Here is a 15,516-nt window from a genome sequence, read left to right as displayed (position 1 = left end):
GAGTGGCAGCAACACAGGGTTTCTCCGCATCGACATTCGCGCTTAAGGCCACTAAATAATGACGCAGCTCAACCTGACTCCCGAGAGCAAATTACCGGCGCTCGGCACCACGATTTTCACGCAAATGAGCGCCCTTGCCGCGCAGTTCAACGCCATCAATTTATCACAGGGTTTTCCGGATTTTGACGGCCCGCAATATTTACAGGATCGTCTGGCCTATCATGTGAGCCAGGGCGCAAACCAATATGCGCCGATGATCGGTGTGTTACCCCTGCGTGAAGCGATTGCCGATAAAACGGCTGAGCTTTACGGTCACACGCCCGATGTTAACAGTGATATCACTGTAACCGCCGGCGCGACCGAGGCACTGTATGCCGCGATTACGGCGCTGGTGCGTCCGGGCGATGAAGTGATCTGCTTCGATCCCAGCTACGACAGTTACGCGCCTGCTGTTCAACTGGCCGGCGGCGTGCTGAAACGCATTGCATTGCAGCCACCGGGATTCCGCGTTGACTGGAGTGAATTCCGCAGCTTGCTGAGCGCGAAAACCCGTTTAGTCATTCTGAATACGCCGCACAACCCTTCTGCGACCGTGTGGCGAAAAAGCGATCATGCCGAGTTATGGCAGGCGATCGCTGAGCAGGAAATCTATGTGTTGAGCGATGAAGTCTACGAACACATCTGTTTTGATGCAGAGTGCCACGCCAGCGTGTTAGCGCATGCCGAGTTACGCCAGCGTGCCGTTGCCGTCTCTTCGTTTGGCAAAACCTTCCATATGACCGGATGGAAAGTGGGCTACTGTGTTGCACCAGCAGCGATCAGCGCCGAAATCCGTAAAGTACACCAGTATCTGACGTTTTCGGTTAATACCCCGGCGCAGCTGGCGATTGCCGATATGCTGCGTCAGGAGCCGGAACACTATCGTGACCTGCCGGCCTTCTATCGCGAACGCCGCGATTGTCTGGTTGATGCATTGTCGGGTAGCCGCTTCAAGGTGTTGTCGTGCGAAGGCACTTACTTTGTGCTGCTGGATTACAGCGCCATTTCCGATCTGGATGACGTCAGTTTCTGCCAATGGCTAACCAAAGAAGTGGGCGTGGCAGCCATTCCGCTGTCGGTATTCTGTGCCGATCCGTTCCCGCACAAGCTGATTCGCCTGTGCTTTGCCAAACAACCCGCGACACTTATCGCCGCTGCGGAGCGCTTATGTCAGCTTTAAAAATTACCGTTCTGCAGGAAACCCTGAGCTGGATGGACGGCGAAGCCAACCTTCATCACTTCGATGGCGTATTGAAAGGCATTGAAGGTCGCGATCTGATTCTGCTGCCCGAAATGTTCACCACGGGTTTTGCCATGGAAGCAGCAGAGAGTTCGCTGCCGCAGCAACAGGTCATTGAATGGCTGCACAGCCATGCGAAAACCAGCAATGCGCTGGTCGGTGGCAGCGCAGCCATCCAGACTGAAAAAGGCGCCGTGAACCGTTTTCTGCTGGTTGAACCGAATGGCACCGTGCACCAATACGACAAACGTCATCTGTTCCGCATGGCCAATGAACATCAGCATTACGTTGCGGGTGATACGCGAGAAGTGTTCACCTGGCGCGGCTGGCGTATTCTGCCGCAGATTTGTTACGACCTGCGTTTCCCGGTGTTCTCACGCAATCACAATGATTACGATCTGGCGCTGTACGTTGCCAACTGGCCAGCACCACGTGCGCTGCACTGGCAGTCACTGCTGATGGCCCGTGCGATTGAAAATCAGGCGTATGTCGCCGGTTGTAACCGTGTCGGCAGCGATGGTAACAGCCATCAATACAGTGGAGACAGCCGGATTATTTCGCCGCTCGGTGAGATACTCGCCGCTGGCGAACCTTTTGCCCGCGCCCGTCTCGATGCGGAATTGTCGCTGGACGATCTGCAAGCCTATCGCGAACGCTTCCCGGCGTGGCGAGATGCCGATGGCTATACATTGAAGTCATAAAAAAACCCCGGTTTTCCGGGGTTTTATTTATCGCAAGTTGATTACAGATCGAAGCGATCCAGATTCATCACTTTGGTCCAGGCAGCCACGAAGTCATTGACGAACTTCTGTTTGGCATCGCTGCTGGCATAGACTTCAGCCAGTGCGCGCAGGATAGCATTGGAACCAAACACCAGATCGGCACGGGTGGCGCTGTATTTCACTTCACCGCTGACACGATCGCGGCCTTCGAACAGCTCGGCGCTCTCATCGGTGGCGCGCCATGCGGTGCGCATATCCAGCAGGTTGACGAAGAAGTCATTGCTCAATACGCCAACACGATCGGTGAACACGCCATGCTGACCGCCGTCGAAGTTGGTGCCCAGCACACGCAAACCGCCCAGCAGCACGGTTAATTCCGGTGCGCTCAGCGTCAGCTGCTGTGCTTTATCCAGCAGCAGGGTTTCAGTCGATGAGCCACCCGCAATACGGCGATAGTTACGGAAACCATCGGCGAGCGGTTGCAGCACGTCAAATGACTCCACCTCAGTTTGGTCCTGACGCGCATCGACACGGCCTGGCGTAAAGGGCACTTGCACCGCCACGCCTGCTGCTGCCGCAGCCATTTCAATACCCACGCTGCCGGCCAGAACGATCACATCCGCCAGCGACGCTTTACCAGACTCCTGCTGAATTTTTTGCAGGGTTGGCAGCACATCGTGAATCACGCTGGCGTTCACCGCCCAACCGTTTTGCGGTGCCAGTGCCAGACGTGCACCGTTGGCCCCGCCACGTTTGTCACCGCCACGGAAAGTGGAAGCAGATGCCCAGGCAGCAGAGACCAGTTGGCTGGCGCTGAGACCGGAAGCAGCAATCTTCGCTTTCAGATCGGTGATCTCATCAACGGTTGGCTGGTGGATCGCGGCAGGCAACGGGTCCTGCCAGATCAGATCTTCTTTTGGCACTTCCGGGCCGATGTAACGCGCTTTTGGCCCCATATCGCGGTGGGTCAGTTTGAACCAGGCACGGGCAAAGGCTTCATTGAACGCCTGTGGATCGTTGAGGAAACGGCGGGAGATCTTGCCGAACTCTTCGTCAAAACGCAGCGTCAGATCGGTCACCAGCATGGTGGGCTTGCGCTTTTTCTCGGGATCGAACGGGTCTGGAATGATCGCTTCCGCATCCACCGCTTCGAACTGGATCGCGCCTGCTGGGCTGTGTGTCTGTACCCATTCGTATTTGAACAGGTTCTCGAAGAAGTAGTTGCTCCACTGGGTAGGCGTCTGCGTCCACACCACTTCCAGACCGGAGGTAATCGCATCCGCACCGGCACCGCTGCCGTAGCTGCTGCTCCAGCCGAGGCCCTGCGCTTCAATTGGCGAGGCTTCTGGATCAACACCCACGTGGCTGGCGGCAGCCGCACCGTGGGTTTTACCCAATGTATGACCACCGGCAATCAGCGCGACGATCTCTTCATCGTTCATGCCCATATTGCCGAAGGTGGCGCGAATCGCTGGTGCCGCTGATTTCGGATCGCCGCTGGCTTCCGGGCCTTCCGGGTTGACGTAGATCAGGCCCATTTCGGTGGCACCCACCGGCGCATTGGCAAGACTTTCTGGGTGGCGATGCGCCAGCCATTCAGTTTCGTTACCCCAATCCACATCCAGATCCGGTTCCCACACGTCTTCACGTCCGGCACCAAAACCAAAGGTGCGGAAGCCGGCATTTTCCAGCGAGACGTTACCCGCCAGAATATAGAGGTCGGCCCAGGAAATTTTCTGACCGTATTTCTGTTTTACCGGCCACAGCAGGCGACGTGCTTTATCGAGGCTAACGTTGTCTGGCCAGGAGTTAAGCGGCGCGAAACGCTGCTGCCCACGGCCGGAACCGCCACGACCATCCACGGTGCGGTAAGTACCGGCACTGTGCCACGCCATGCGAATGAACAGCCCAATATAGCTGCCCCAGTCGGCTGGCCACCAGGATTGAGAGTCGGTCAGAATAGCGCGGATATCCGCTTTTAACGCCGGGTAATCCAGCTTGCTGAACTCGTCGCGGTAGTTGAAGTTTTCACTGAGAGGATTGGAACGGTTGGAGTGCTGATTTAACAGGTCGACACGTAACATATTTGGCCACCAGTCGCGGTTGGTTGTTCCGCTCCCCGCGCCACGTGCCAGTACGCTTTTTTCTTCAGACGCCCCGTGATGAAAGGGGCACTTACCTGACGCTGCTGCATTATCGTTATTGTCGTGCGTGCTCATTTTTCGGCTCCGTTTGCTTCACATTGTCCGGTAAAGATAACCGTACCTTGTGAAAGAATATATTTGGATGAACCGAAGGTTTTGATAGTTACTGTCTTTCAAGCGCAGCGTGTGACATGACGCACAAAAAGTAGGGTTTTATCGTCAGCTGCGCATAATTTCGTCACTAAAACAGGTGTCGTTTGCAGCCAGTTGTCCCTAAATGCGCACCCTGCAGTCACTGGAGTGTTGCAGGGTCGCCATTTAGGGTGGCCGTGACAAAATTAGCTGCCGCGATAGGTTGACCACGACCACGGTGAGATCAGAAACGGCAGATGATAATGGCTGCCCGCCGAACCAATCACAAAATCAATCTGTGCACTGACGTACAGCGCATCGCGTCCGTCAGCAGCGAAATAGTCACCGATCTCTGCGGTCAATCGATAATGGCCTGGCGCTAACGGCTCGGGCGTTAAATCCTTAATACGGCCATCGCTATCGGTTTCCCCCTCCGCCATCGGCAACCAGCCTTCCGGGCTGTTCTGCTCCAGGGAAATGGCCACGCCGATGGCCGGTTTACCCAGCGCGGTATCCAGAATGTGAGTGGTAATGGTGCTCATACAATGCTCTCCTTAAGCCGTAACAGGGTGATTTCACGCAGTTGCGTCAGCGCTTCCTGCTGCTCTGTCTCTGCATCATTGTTGAGCCTGCGCTGCAATTCCGCCAGCATCTCCTCGCCACTCCGCCCTTTGGCACGAATCAAAAACACCCGGTTGAAGCGCTTTTCATAGGATTGATTGCCCGCCAGCATGGCAAATTGCAGCGCGCCATCGGCCTGCTGCATCGCCGACTGCTCATTGCGTGACAATACTGCCTCTTTGCCCGCGCCCGCGGCTTTTTCACCAATACGGGGGTGAGCGCGTAATGCTTGTTCCAGTTCGGCACCTTGCCAGCGCTTTGCCAGTGTTTCGGCGGTCGTATAGAGCGCTTCCACATCCGCAAAAGGCCGTGCGGCCACCAGCGCCTGCTGCCAGTCAGGAATTGCCACGCAGTGGGCTATCGCTGTGTGTGCCTCATTGGGCGTGGCATCGTTAAACACCGCTAACTCCATGCAACGGCTCCTTAAGCCTGTGTCAGATCGTTGACCGCTTGCAGATAAGCCTGCACGCCCAATGCCACATCTGCTACCTGCACGGACTCGGCTGGATGATGGCTAATACCGCGATAGTTGCGCACGAACAGCATACCCACTGGCCAGCGATCGGCGATCGCAATCGCGTCGTGCCCTGCGCCGCTTGGCAAAGAAACGCTGCGGCCCTGTACGGTTTCCACCGCGTGGCTCAGCGCCTGTTGCAAACGTGCATCACAGGCGGTTGCCGCAATACGGTAATACTCGCTAGCGGTAAAAGTCAGTCCACGCCGCAAGGCAATCGCTTCGGCTTGTGTCAGCAGCGCGGACAACAGGCGCTCCAGCGGCTCATCCTGCGGCCCACGCACATCCAGTGAAAACTGCACTTCACCGGGGATAACATTCACGGCGCCCGGCAAACAGCTCAGGGTGCCGACCGTGGCCACCAGTTGTGGATCTTGCTCGGCAGTGGTGTGCTCAACAAACACCATCCACTCGGCGGCGGCGGCCAGTGCGTCTTTACGATGGGTCATCGGCACCGTGCCAGCGTGGCCCGCTTCACCGATAAAGCTGCAATTCAAACGACGCGCGCCGTTAATCGCGGTCACCACGCCAAGCGCCAAATCTTCCTGTTCCAGACACGGCCCTTGTTCTATGTGCAGTTCAAGGTAAGCCGCAATGTCGTTGACGTCGCGTGCTGCCTGCAAAATGTTGGCAGCGTCCAGACCGAGATCCTGCATCGCTTCCGCCACAGTTATACCGTTTCCATCCGGATGCGTTACCCAACTCTCGGGCCATGTGCCGGTAATACCCCGGCTGCCCAACAGCGTGATGCCAAAGCGCGTGCCCTCTTCATCGCCGAACCCGACAATCTCAATCGCCAGCGGTAAGCGCAGCTGACGATCGTGCAGCCACTGTACGGTTTCAATAGCACTCAGCACACCCAGCATGCCGTCATAGCGCCCGGCATTGCGCACCGTGTCCAGATGAGAGCCCAACAGCAGCGCCTGCGCGCCGGGTTCAGCAGACTCATAACGACCACAGATATTGCCCACAGCATCTTGCCAAGTGGTCATGCCGGCCGCCTGCATCCATTCTGCCACGCGGGCGTTGGCGCGGACCTGTTCAGGCGAGAGATAGACACGCGTCAGACCATCCTCACTTTCACTGATTTCAGCCAGGGCATCGCAGCGTGCCATGACGCGGGCAGCGGCGGACTGCGCCTCGCTGGCGGTCATCAGGCTTTTGCTCATGCGTGGCTCCCGTAATGATCCCACGCCGCCTGCATGGCCGCGCCTTGTGTCGAACGGTAACCCACATGGTTCAATACCGCTTCCAGCGCGCTCAGGGTTTGCATCACGCAATCTTTGCGCGCGTTGTAGCCCATGGTGCCGATGCGCCACACTTTGCCGTGTAGCGGGCCAAACGAGGTGCCGATCTCAATACAAAAATCTTCCAGCACCAATTTGCGCACCTGGTCGCCATTCACGCCCTGCGGGATCACCACACCGAGCACGTTGTTCATTTTGTGTTTCAGGTCGCCAAAGGTTTCGAGGCCCATGCCCTGAATGCCTTTCAGCATCGCCTCGCCGTGCAACTTATGACGTGCAATGCCGTTATCCAGCCCTTCCTGCATCATCAAACGCGCGCACTCACGTGCACCAAACAGCGCGGTAGTGGCTTCGGTATGGTGGTTCAGACGTTCCGGCCCCCAGTAATCCATGATCATGCCGAGATCGAAATAGTTGGAATAAATCATCTCCTCATCACCATCCTGATGATCCGCGGTACGGATGCCCTCTTCCACACACTTACGTTTGCGGATCACCGCTTCCATCTGCGGGCTGAGGGTGATCGGAGAAGTACCCGACGGACCGCCAAGGCACTTCTGCATACCGGCAGAGACCGCATCCAGTCCCCAGGCATCGGTTTCCAGCACGTTACCGCCCAGTGAAGCTGTGGCATCGGTATAGAACAGCACGCCATATTTCTGGCAGATGGCGCCGAGTTGTTCCAACGGCTGCAGCATGGTGGTGGAAGTATCACCCTGCACCGTCAGCAGCAGGCGCGGCTGCACTTTTTTGATCGCGTCTTCAATTTGATCGGGGGTGAACACTTCGCCCCACGGCACTTCAATAGTGTGCACTTCGGCGCGGCAGCGGCGGGCAATCTCACACAGCAGATGGCCAAAGCGGCCAAACACCGGCACCAGCACTTTGTCGCCCGGACGGATAGCCGAGAGCAGAATCGCTTCGATACCGGCGCGCGAGGTGCCGTCAATCAACATGGTCCAGCGGTTTTCGGTACGAAATACACCACGATACAGCGCCATCACTTCATTCATGTAGTGCGTCATCGCCGGATCGTACTGACCCAGCAGCTGGCTCGACATGGCGCGCAGGACACGCGGATCGGCGTTGATAGGACCAGGGCCCATCAGCAGGCGTTGTGGTGGATTTATTTGCGAAAACTGACTGATATCCATGTGCTATTCCTTTTGAAGACTTAAAGACGGACGGTGGAGATAAACTGTTTAAGCTCGGCGGTCTGCGGGTTGGCAAACAGCGTTTTGCTGTCACCCTGCTCCCAGACGCGGCCCTGATGCATAAACACCACGCGATCGCCCACATCACGGGCGAAGTTCATTTCATGGGTAACGAGGATCAAGGTCATGCCCTCGGCAGCCAGCTGTTCCAGCACCTTCAGCACTTCACCCACCAGTTCAGGATCGAGCGCTGAGGTGATCTCGTCACAGAGTAATACTTTCGGCTGCATTGCCAGCGCACGGGCAATCGCCACACGCTGTTGTTGTCCACCGGATAAATTGGCCGGGTAGTAGTTGATGCGTTCGCCAAGGCCGACCTTTTCCAGCATCTGCGTCGCCAGCTCGCGACATTCGGCTTCGCTCTTCTTCAGTACCCGGCGCGGCGCCAGCATCACGTTTTCCAGCGCGGTCATGTGCGGGAACAGGTTGAAGTTCTGGAACACCATGCCCACCGAGCGGCTGATTTCACGCGCCTGGGATTCACGGTCGGTGATCGTCATACCGCCGAGTTTGATGCTGCCTTCCTGGTAGCCTTCCAGCCCGTTCATGCAGCGCAGCAAGGTACTTTTGCCCGAGCCGCTGCGGCCGATGATCGAAATCACCTCGCCGTTGTCGATATCCAGATCGACACCTTTCAGGACGTGGTTGTCGCCGTAGTACTTCTGGACCTGATTAATGGTGATGAGCGGCATTGAATTTTTTCTCCAGGTACTGGCTGTAACGCGACAGCGGATAACACATCAGGAAGTAACCCAGCGCCACCAGGCCAAATACCTTAAAGGGCTGATACGTCACATTGTTCAAAATAGTGCCGGCTTTCGTCAGCTCGACGAAACCGATAATCGAGGCCAGCGCGGTGCCTTTAATCACCTGAACGGCAAAGCCTACGGTCGGCGCGATGGCGATGCGAATCGCCTGCGGTGCCACCACGCGAAACAGCGTTTGACCAAAAGTCAGGCCGAGGCAACGCGATGCTTCCCACTGGCCTTTCGGCAGCGCACGAATACTGCCGTGCCAGATATCCACCAAAAATGCGCTGGTGTAGAAAGTTAATGCCAGCGAAGCGGCGGTCCAGGGCGCCACATCAATGCCAAACAGCCCGACGCCAAAGAAGGCGAGGAACAGCTGCATCAACAACGGCGTGCCCTGAAACAGTTCGGTGTAGCAGCGAATCAGGCGCGTCAACCATGGGCGCTTCAGCAGGCGCAAAAACAGCAGCGGTAAGGTCACTAGCGTGCCGCCAAAGAAGGCCACCAGCGACAGTAAAATCGTCCAGCGCGCCGCCAGCAGCAGGTTGCGCAGGATGTCCCAGTCAGTAAAGGTTGTCATGCGGGCTGCGCTCCAAACCATTTACGCCCCAGCGCCAGCAGCAGCTGTCGCATGGCAATCGACAACGCCAGGTAGATCAACGTGGTCACCAGATAGACTTCAAAACTCAAGAAAGTGCGTGACTGAATCAGGTTGGCGGCGAAGGTCAACTCTTCGTACGACACCTGCGACACCACCGATGAACCCAGCATCACAATGATGCACTGGCTGACTAGCGCCGGATAAATACGTTGCAGCGACGGCGGCAGAACCACGCGAATAAAAGTCTGCGTGCGGGTCAAGCCCAGCACACGGCCCGCTTCCCACTGCCCTTTCGGCGTCACCTGAATTCCGGCGCGGATAATTTCGGTGCTGTACGCGCCAAGGTTAATCAACATCGCCAGCAGCGCCGCTTCGCCCGCCGTCAGTTTCAGACCAAGATTGGGCAAACCAAAGACGATAAAAAACAGCTGTACCACGAATGGCGTATTACGGATCAGTTCGACATAAACGCCCCAGATGCGACTCACCCAGCTCGGTTTGCCACTGCGCAGTGCCGCGCCGAGAATCCCCAGGCTCACCCCGCCGACGGTGGCGAGAACCGTTATCTGAATCGTGACCCACAGCCCTGCCAGTAACTCTGGCCAGTGCGGCCAGAGATCTGCAAAATTGAGTTGCCCAATCATTGCGTTATGCGCCGAGGTTGGCTGGCAGTGGGGCTTTCAGCCACTCTTCTGACAGCTTGTTCAGCGTACCGTCTTTGATGCCCTGCTCAATCAACGCGTTCACTTTACCTTTCAGCGCTGGCTCATCTTTCTTCAGGCCGATAAAGCACGGTGAATCTTTCAGCATGAACTGCGGCACCGGCGCTTTTTCTGCGTTCTGGCGTGCAATGGCAGCCACCACGAGGTTACCGGTCGCGACATACTGCACCTGACCTGACAGGTAAGCTGACAGCGTGGTGTTGTTATCTTCATAACGCTTCACCTGTGCATCTTTTGGCGCCACATCGCTCAGCACCATGTCCTCCACTGCACCGCGCGTCACACCAATTGATTTACCGCTCAATGCTGCCGCATCTTTTAGTGGCTCACCTTTCGGGCCAAACACCCCAAGGAAGAACGGCGCGTAAGCACGGCTGAAATCGATCACTTTCTCGCGTTCGGCGTTTTTGCCCATGCTGGAAATCACCAGATCCACTTTATCGGTTTGCAGATAAGGCACGCGGTTGGCGCTGGAGACCGGCACCAGCTGCAACTTCAGTTTCATCTGCTTCGCCAGGTACTTCGCCATGTCGATGTCATAGCCTTGTGGCTGTAAATCAGTCCCTACCGAACCAAACGGCGGGAAGTCCTGCGGTACCGCAACACGGATGACGCCACGCTTCTGAATGTCTTGTAGCTGATCGGCCATCGCACTGCCGACCTGAGCCATCAGCAATGCTGCGCCTGCGACTGCCAGTAAAACTTTTTTCATTATGCACCCCGGTGAGTTTATCGTGAAACAAAAGATTCTTGATAAAACGATTTGCAACTAATGTGCCAACCGCAGGGTGTGGGGCGCAAAGGGAAGAAAAACGAATAAACACGGAGTTTAAGGCGATAAAAACGGGCATTACGCCCGTATTAAAACCCGATCAAAAAAGGTGCAGAGCACCAAAGTGGTGCCCACTATCGGTGTTCCAGTTCATCTAGGTGCTGATAAAGATCGGCAATTTGATGAATACGCTGACGGCCTTGCGACAGCATTTCATGCAGCAGTGCATTTGCCAGCAGGTTGATCAGACTCATCGCCGAGGCATAGCTATCAAAGGCGGAGACGCTATCGAGCGGCGCGCATAGCTGCCAGTGTGCCAGGGTGATAATGCCCTGTGCCTGCGGCTCGCACAGCGCCAGCACCGGGATGTTGCTCTGCTGTAGCTGCTGCATCAGCGGGCGGATGATACGTGGACGGCGGCGGAAGGCCATCACGACCACAATATCTTCCGCTGTGATATCCACCAGCTCCTCGCCCAGCGTCTGGCCGGGTTGTGGTAACACATGTACCTGCGGACGCGCCTGCATCAGCTGCTGACGCAGGTGCAATGCCACCGGATAGGCGTTACGCATGCCGATAATAAACACCCGCTTTGCAGCACCCAGCGCCTGAATCACTTCGCCAAACTGCTGCGGGTCGATGCTGTTCACCCACTGCGTCAGGTTGGCCATCTCCTGCTTGTAATGACGCGACAGTAAGGTATTGCCCTGCACTGCATCGCGATTGTCGGTGAGGGGCATCCCGCTCTGACGCAGCGTACGCAGCTCATCACGCATGTCCTTGTATTTCTCATAGCCCAGACGTTTAAACAGGCGGCTGACTGTCGCCTTCGATACCCCGCTCAGCCGCGCCAGCTCGGCGCTGTTGTAGCTGATCAGGTCATCAAAATGGTCAAACACAAAATCGGCAATACGCTGCTCCTGCGGCGACAGTTGCGGATAGTGACTGCGAAGGCGTTCATCAAGCTGTTTCATCATTGGTCCTGTAACTTTCGTTTCATCACAAGCTAGCACAAATCGATCCACATTGATGTCCGACCAAAACTGGAACAGCTCTTGCTTAGATCACCTCACGGATTTGTAGGGACTCCCATTACGGCGACCACTAACCCAATCCCCCTACAAAAGAATCAATGATGAAGAGTTCACTATGATACAGAGCAACATGGCCCCGCTCGGCATGGCCGTCACCCCACATCATCTCGCCAGTGAAAGCGCACTGGCGGTTTTACGCGAAGGCGGCAACGCGATTGAAGCGATGGTAGCGGCAGCGGCCACTATCGCGGTTGTCTACCCGCACATGAACGGCTTGGGTGGCGATGGGTTTTGGTTGGTCGTGCCGCTCAATGGCGATCCTATCGCTATCGATGCCAGTGGCGCAGCAGGCTCACTCGCCCACCTCGACTTCTATCACGGCGAAAGTCACATCCCGCATCGCGGCCCCAAAGCCGCGTTAACCGTGGCGGGCACGGTGAGTGGCTGGCAGGAAGCGTTAACGCTGGCTGAAGAGCTGGGTTCTGCGCCGTTGCCGTTAGCCCGTTTGCTGCGTGACGCCATTCGCTATGCTGCCGATGGCATTCCTGTTACCGCATCGCAGGCTGCAGCCACTGCCGCAAAGCAACATGAATTGCTTGATCAACCCGGCTTCGCGGCGACCTTCTTGCCTGACGGCACCGTGCCTGGTGCCGGTAGCCGTTTTACCCAGCCCGCGCTTGCCAATACACTTAGCGTGTTGAGTGAACAGGGTCTGGAGAGTTTCTATCGCGGCGAACTGGCCCACCATCTGGCACGTGAAATGACCGCGCTGGGTATGCCGATCACCCTGGAAGATCTTCAGAAACAGCACGCGCGCCGCTGCACGCCGCTACATCTGGCACACAGCGAAGGCGACATCTGGAATATGACGCCTCCGACGCAAGGTTTGGTGTCGCTGGCCATTCTGGGCATCACCGACCGGTTGAACATGGCAGAGGCGGATGAGGCACAAACTGTGCACCGCATTGTTGAGGCCACCAAAAAAGCCTTTGCCTTGCGCGACGAACACATCACCGATCCGCGCCATATCGACTTCAATGTGCAAGACCTGCTCGATGCCGATCATCTTTCCACACTGGCAACGCAAATTAATGACCAACAAGCCGCGCCGTGGGGAACCGGGCGAGGTCCTGGCGATACCGTATGGATGGGGGTGATGGACAGCAGCGGGCTGGCCGTTTCCTTTATCCAGAGCATTTATCACGAATTTGGCAGCGGCGTCGTGCTACCGGGTACAGGCATTACCTGGCAAAACCGCGGTGCAGCCTTTAGCCTGCAACCGGGCCATCTGCTGGCACTAAAACCCGGTAAACAACCGTTCCATACCTTAAATCCAGCGGCTGCGCGCCTGAAAGATGGTCGCACGATGGTTTACGGATCAATGGGGGGCGATGGCCAACCACAAACGCAGGCAGCAATTTTTACCCGCCACGTAATTCAGGGACAGCCACTTCAACAGGCGGTCAGTGCACCGCGCTGGTTGTTGGGGCGAACCTGGGGACAATCCTCTGACTCTCTCAAACTCGAAGCGCGTATGTCAGCAGAAACGGTGCAGCAGTTGCGCGAACTCGGTCATGACATTGAGCTGTTGCCTGATTTCAGCGAAGTCGTCGGCCACGCTGGCGCCATCGTCAGACACAATAACGGCATGCTGGAAGGTGCCTTCGATCCACGTAGCAACGGCAGCGCAGCCGGCTTTTAAAGGAAACCATCATGCATTCGCAACCGGACTGGGCGGCTTATATCGCTCAAATGGAACAGATTCTGGCTCTGGAGCTGGACGAAGCACGTCGCACTGAATTGCTGGTGCAGTTCAATCGCATCGCCGCCATGGCTGAACCGCTCATGGCTTTCCCGCTGGATGACCGTCTGGAAGTGGCAGGAGTGTTTCATCCATGAAACTGGCATCGTTATCCATCAAAGCGCTCAATCATGCGCTGAATCAAGGTGATATTAGCGCCCGTGAAGTGGCGCAACAGACGTTGAACGCCATTGAACAGCACAATCCTGCACTCAATGCGTGGACCGAAGTCACCGGTCAGCGCATGTTGCGCGAGGCGGATCAGGTCGATTTGCAACGCCAGCGCGGTGAAGTATTGCCTGTGCTGGCGGGTATTCCTTATGCGGTTAAAAACCTGTTTGATGTCGCCGGTCACAGCACCCTTGCTGGTGCCAGCTTATTCAGTGAACGTGCAGCGGCCCGCGAAGATGCGTGGGCGGTGAGTCGACTGCGTCAGTCCGGTGCACTGCTCTCCGGCATGCTGAATATGGATGCCTACGCTTACGGCTTTACCACCGAAAACACCCATTATGGCCCGACCCATAATCCGCGCGATTTGAGCCGCGTGGCCGGTGGTTCCTCCGGCGGCTCGGCGGCGGCCGTCGCGTCAGGCTTAGTGCACTTCTCACTGGGCACCGATACCAATGGTTCGATCCGCGTGCCGGCCTCGTTGTGCGGTATCTATGGACTCAAACCGACCTTTGGTCGCTTATCGCGCAGTGGCAGCCATCCTTTTGTCGCCAGCCTCGATCATATCGGTCCGTTTGCTCGCTCGGTGGAAGATTTGAGTCTGGTGTACGATGCGCTGCAAGGTCACGATGCCAGCGATGCTTTCCAGGCAGCGCAGGCGAAGGAACCGGCCAGTGACGGATTAGTAAAAGGCGCAGAAGGCATACGTAGCGCAGTGCTGGGTGGTTTCTTTTCGACCTGGTGCAGCGAAGAAGCGCGTGCCGCCGTGCAAGTGGTGGCACAAGCGCTGGATGCCAGCGAAGCCGTCACGTTAGCCAACGCGGAAATTGCCCGTTCAGCGGCCTTTATCCTCACCGCCTCAGAAGGCGGCAATCACTATCTGCCCGCTTTGCGCAATATTCCCGAGCAATTCGAACCGAACTCTCGCGAGCGCCTGCTGGCCGGAGCGATGCTGCCTTCCGCGTGGTATGTGCAGGCGCAGCGCTTCCGCCGTCATTTCCAACAGCAGGTGTTACCGCTGTTTGAACAATTCGATGTCCTGATTGCACCGGCGACCCCTTGCACCGCAACCACCATTGGGCAAGAGACGATTCATATTAACGGCCAGGATTTGCCGACGCGCGCCAGTATGGGCATGTTAACGCAGCCGATTTCCTTCCTCGGCTTGCCGGTCTGTACCGTGCCTTTGCAAACTGCCAGCGGATTACCGATTGGCTTACAGTTAATCGCAGCACCGTTTAAAGAACATCTTGCACTGCGCGCCGCCTGGGCACTGCAGCAGCAAGGGTTGACCCTGCCACAAACTACCCTGATGGATGCGTAACCATGACACCTGAACATATTGATCGTCCTGCTGTGCTGGCTGAGGTGACCGCTGCGTTTTACCGCTATGAAGAAGCGCTGATCAGCAACAATGTCGATGTGCTGGATGAATTGTTTTGGCACGACGATCGCACCGTGCGTTTGGGCGCAGGGGAAAATCTGTATGGCATTGATGAGATCCGTTCATTTCGCGCTGCCCGTCCATCGAAGGGATTGGCGCGCACGCTACGTAATACGGTGATCACCACCTTTGGAGATGACTACGCGGTGTGCAGCACTGAGTTTACGCGTGAAGGCGTGGAGAAGATTGGTCGCCAGCAGCAAACATGGGTGCGCATGCCTTATGGGTGGCGGATTGTCGCGGCGCAGGTGAGTTTAATGAGCTAGCGGGGTAAACCGGCGCTCGTCAGTAAGACTTAACTCGCGTGGTCAGGGCCGGTACGACAGTTCATGTCGTACCGGCCAAATGTGTC

16 protein-coding genes are annotated in these 15,516 nt (G+C 56.7%); 6 read left to right on the top strand and 10 right to left on the bottom strand.

Features of this window, described 5'->3' with window-relative positions; genetic code table 11:
- The first annotated feature begins 58 nt into the window (after positions 1–58).
- On the top strand, positions 59–1,219 hold the full coding sequence (locus tag JK231_RS03295) for a pyridoxal phosphate-dependent aminotransferase (protein ID WP_211727999.1): 1,161 nt from the start codon (positions 59–61) through the stop codon (positions 1,217–1,219).
- The gene (locus JK231_RS03290; protein ID WP_211727998.1) at positions 1,207–1,980 is read left to right on the top strand and encodes an amidohydrolase; all 774 of its coding nucleotides are present in this window, start codon (positions 1,207–1,209) and stop codon (positions 1,978–1,980) included. Before JK231_RS03295 ends, JK231_RS03290 begins: the two co-directional genes overlap by 13 nt.
- Positions 1,981–2,021: 41 nt before the next feature.
- Here JK231_RS03290 and katG read toward each other — a convergent pair whose 3' ends face one another.
- From katG to hpxU, 10 genes are all read right to left on the bottom strand, one after another.
- Positions 2,022–4,220 carry a catalase/peroxidase HPI gene (katG, locus tag JK231_RS03285; protein ID WP_097117561.1) on the bottom strand — a complete coding sequence of 733 codons (2,199 nt, stop codon included), beginning with the start codon at positions 4,218–4,220 and terminating at the stop codon, positions 2,022–2,024.
- Positions 4,221–4,483: 263 nt separating this feature from the next.
- Positions 4,484–4,819, bottom strand: a complete 336-nt coding sequence (gene uraH / locus JK231_RS03280; RefSeq protein WP_034825380.1) for a hydroxyisourate hydrolase — start codon at positions 4,817–4,819, stop codon at positions 4,484–4,486.
- Positions 4,816–5,310, bottom strand: a complete 495-nt coding sequence (gene uraD / locus JK231_RS03275) for a 2-oxo-4-hydroxy-4-carboxy-5-ureidoimidazoline decarboxylase (protein WP_160834033.1) — start codon at positions 5,308–5,310, stop codon at positions 4,816–4,818. The genes uraH and uraD overlap by 4 nt, the downstream gene beginning before the upstream one ends.
- 11 nt (positions 5,311–5,321) lie before the next feature.
- Positions 5,322–6,581: an allantoate amidohydrolase gene (gene hpxK, locus JK231_RS03270; RefSeq protein ID WP_211727997.1), complete on the bottom strand. Its 1,260-nt coding sequence runs from the start codon at positions 6,579–6,581 to the stop codon at positions 5,322–5,324.
- Complete coding sequence (locus JK231_RS03265; RefSeq protein ID WP_211727996.1) at positions 6,578–7,813, bottom strand: alanine--glyoxylate aminotransferase family protein; 1,236 nt, start codon at positions 7,811–7,813, stop codon at positions 6,578–6,580. The genes hpxK and JK231_RS03265 overlap by 4 nt, the downstream gene beginning before the upstream one ends.
- 20 nt (positions 7,814–7,833) lie before the next feature.
- Positions 7,834–8,565 (bottom strand): amino acid ABC transporter ATP-binding protein, encoded by a 732-nt coding sequence (locus JK231_RS03260; RefSeq protein WP_034825388.1) that lies wholly within the window; start codon positions 8,563–8,565, stop codon positions 7,834–7,836.
- Complete coding sequence (locus JK231_RS03255; RefSeq protein WP_058961561.1) at positions 8,546–9,202, bottom strand: amino acid ABC transporter permease; 657 nt, start codon at positions 9,200–9,202, stop codon at positions 8,546–8,548. The genes JK231_RS03260 and JK231_RS03255 overlap by 20 nt, the downstream gene beginning before the upstream one ends.
- The gene (locus JK231_RS03250; protein WP_211727995.1) at positions 9,199–9,867 is read right to left on the bottom strand and encodes an amino acid ABC transporter permease; all 669 of its coding nucleotides are present in this window, start codon (positions 9,865–9,867) and stop codon (positions 9,199–9,201) included. The genes JK231_RS03255 and JK231_RS03250 overlap by 4 nt, the downstream gene beginning before the upstream one ends.
- Before the next feature lie 4 nt (positions 9,868–9,871).
- Positions 9,872–10,657 carry a transporter substrate-binding domain-containing protein gene (locus JK231_RS03245; RefSeq protein ID WP_097117567.1) on the bottom strand — a complete coding sequence of 262 codons (786 nt, stop codon included), beginning with the start codon at positions 10,655–10,657 and terminating at the stop codon, positions 9,872–9,874.
- 194 nt (positions 10,658–10,851) lie between these two features.
- Positions 10,852–11,691: a MurR/RpiR family transcriptional regulator HpxU gene (gene hpxU, locus JK231_RS03240; RefSeq protein ID WP_097117568.1), complete on the bottom strand. Its 840-nt coding sequence runs from the start codon at positions 11,689–11,691 to the stop codon at positions 10,852–10,854.
- 175 nt (positions 11,692–11,866) lie between these two features.
- On the opposite strand from hpxU, the gene JK231_RS03235 reads away from it, so the two are divergent.
- Genes JK231_RS03235 through hpxZ form a run of 4 tightly spaced genes read left to right on the top strand, consistent with a single transcriptional unit; the run spans position 11,867 to position 15,430 of the window.
- A complete protein-coding gene (locus JK231_RS03235) occupies positions 11,867–13,453 on the top strand; it encodes a gamma-glutamyltransferase family protein (protein WP_211727994.1) in 1,587 nt (528 codons plus the stop codon).
- Positions 13,454–13,464: 11 nt separating this feature from the next.
- Positions 13,465–13,650, top strand: coding sequence for an oxalurate catabolism protein HpxX (gene hpxX, locus JK231_RS03230; protein WP_211727993.1), 186 nt, complete (start codon positions 13,465–13,467; stop codon positions 13,648–13,650).
- Positions 13,647–15,044 carry an AtzE family amidohydrolase gene (locus JK231_RS03225; protein WP_211727992.1) on the top strand — a complete coding sequence of 466 codons (1,398 nt, stop codon included), beginning with the start codon at positions 13,647–13,649 and terminating at the stop codon, positions 15,042–15,044. Before hpxX ends, JK231_RS03225 begins: the two co-directional genes overlap by 4 nt.
- A gap of 2 nt (positions 15,045–15,046) precedes the next feature.
- Positions 15,047–15,430 carry an oxalurate catabolism protein HpxZ gene (gene hpxZ / locus JK231_RS03220; RefSeq protein WP_097117571.1) on the top strand — a complete coding sequence of 128 codons (384 nt, stop codon included), beginning with the start codon at positions 15,047–15,049 and terminating at the stop codon, positions 15,428–15,430.
- Positions 15,431–15,516: the final 86 nt, after the last annotated feature.

The sequence above is a fragment of the Pantoea sp. JGM49 genome (assembly GCF_018257655.1).
Classification (GTDB): Bacteria; Pseudomonadota; Gammaproteobacteria; order Enterobacterales; family Enterobacteriaceae; genus Pantoea; species Pantoea communis.
The sequence above is the reverse complement of the archived record's forward strand: the minus strand, read 5'-3'. Positions and strand labels throughout refer to the sequence as shown.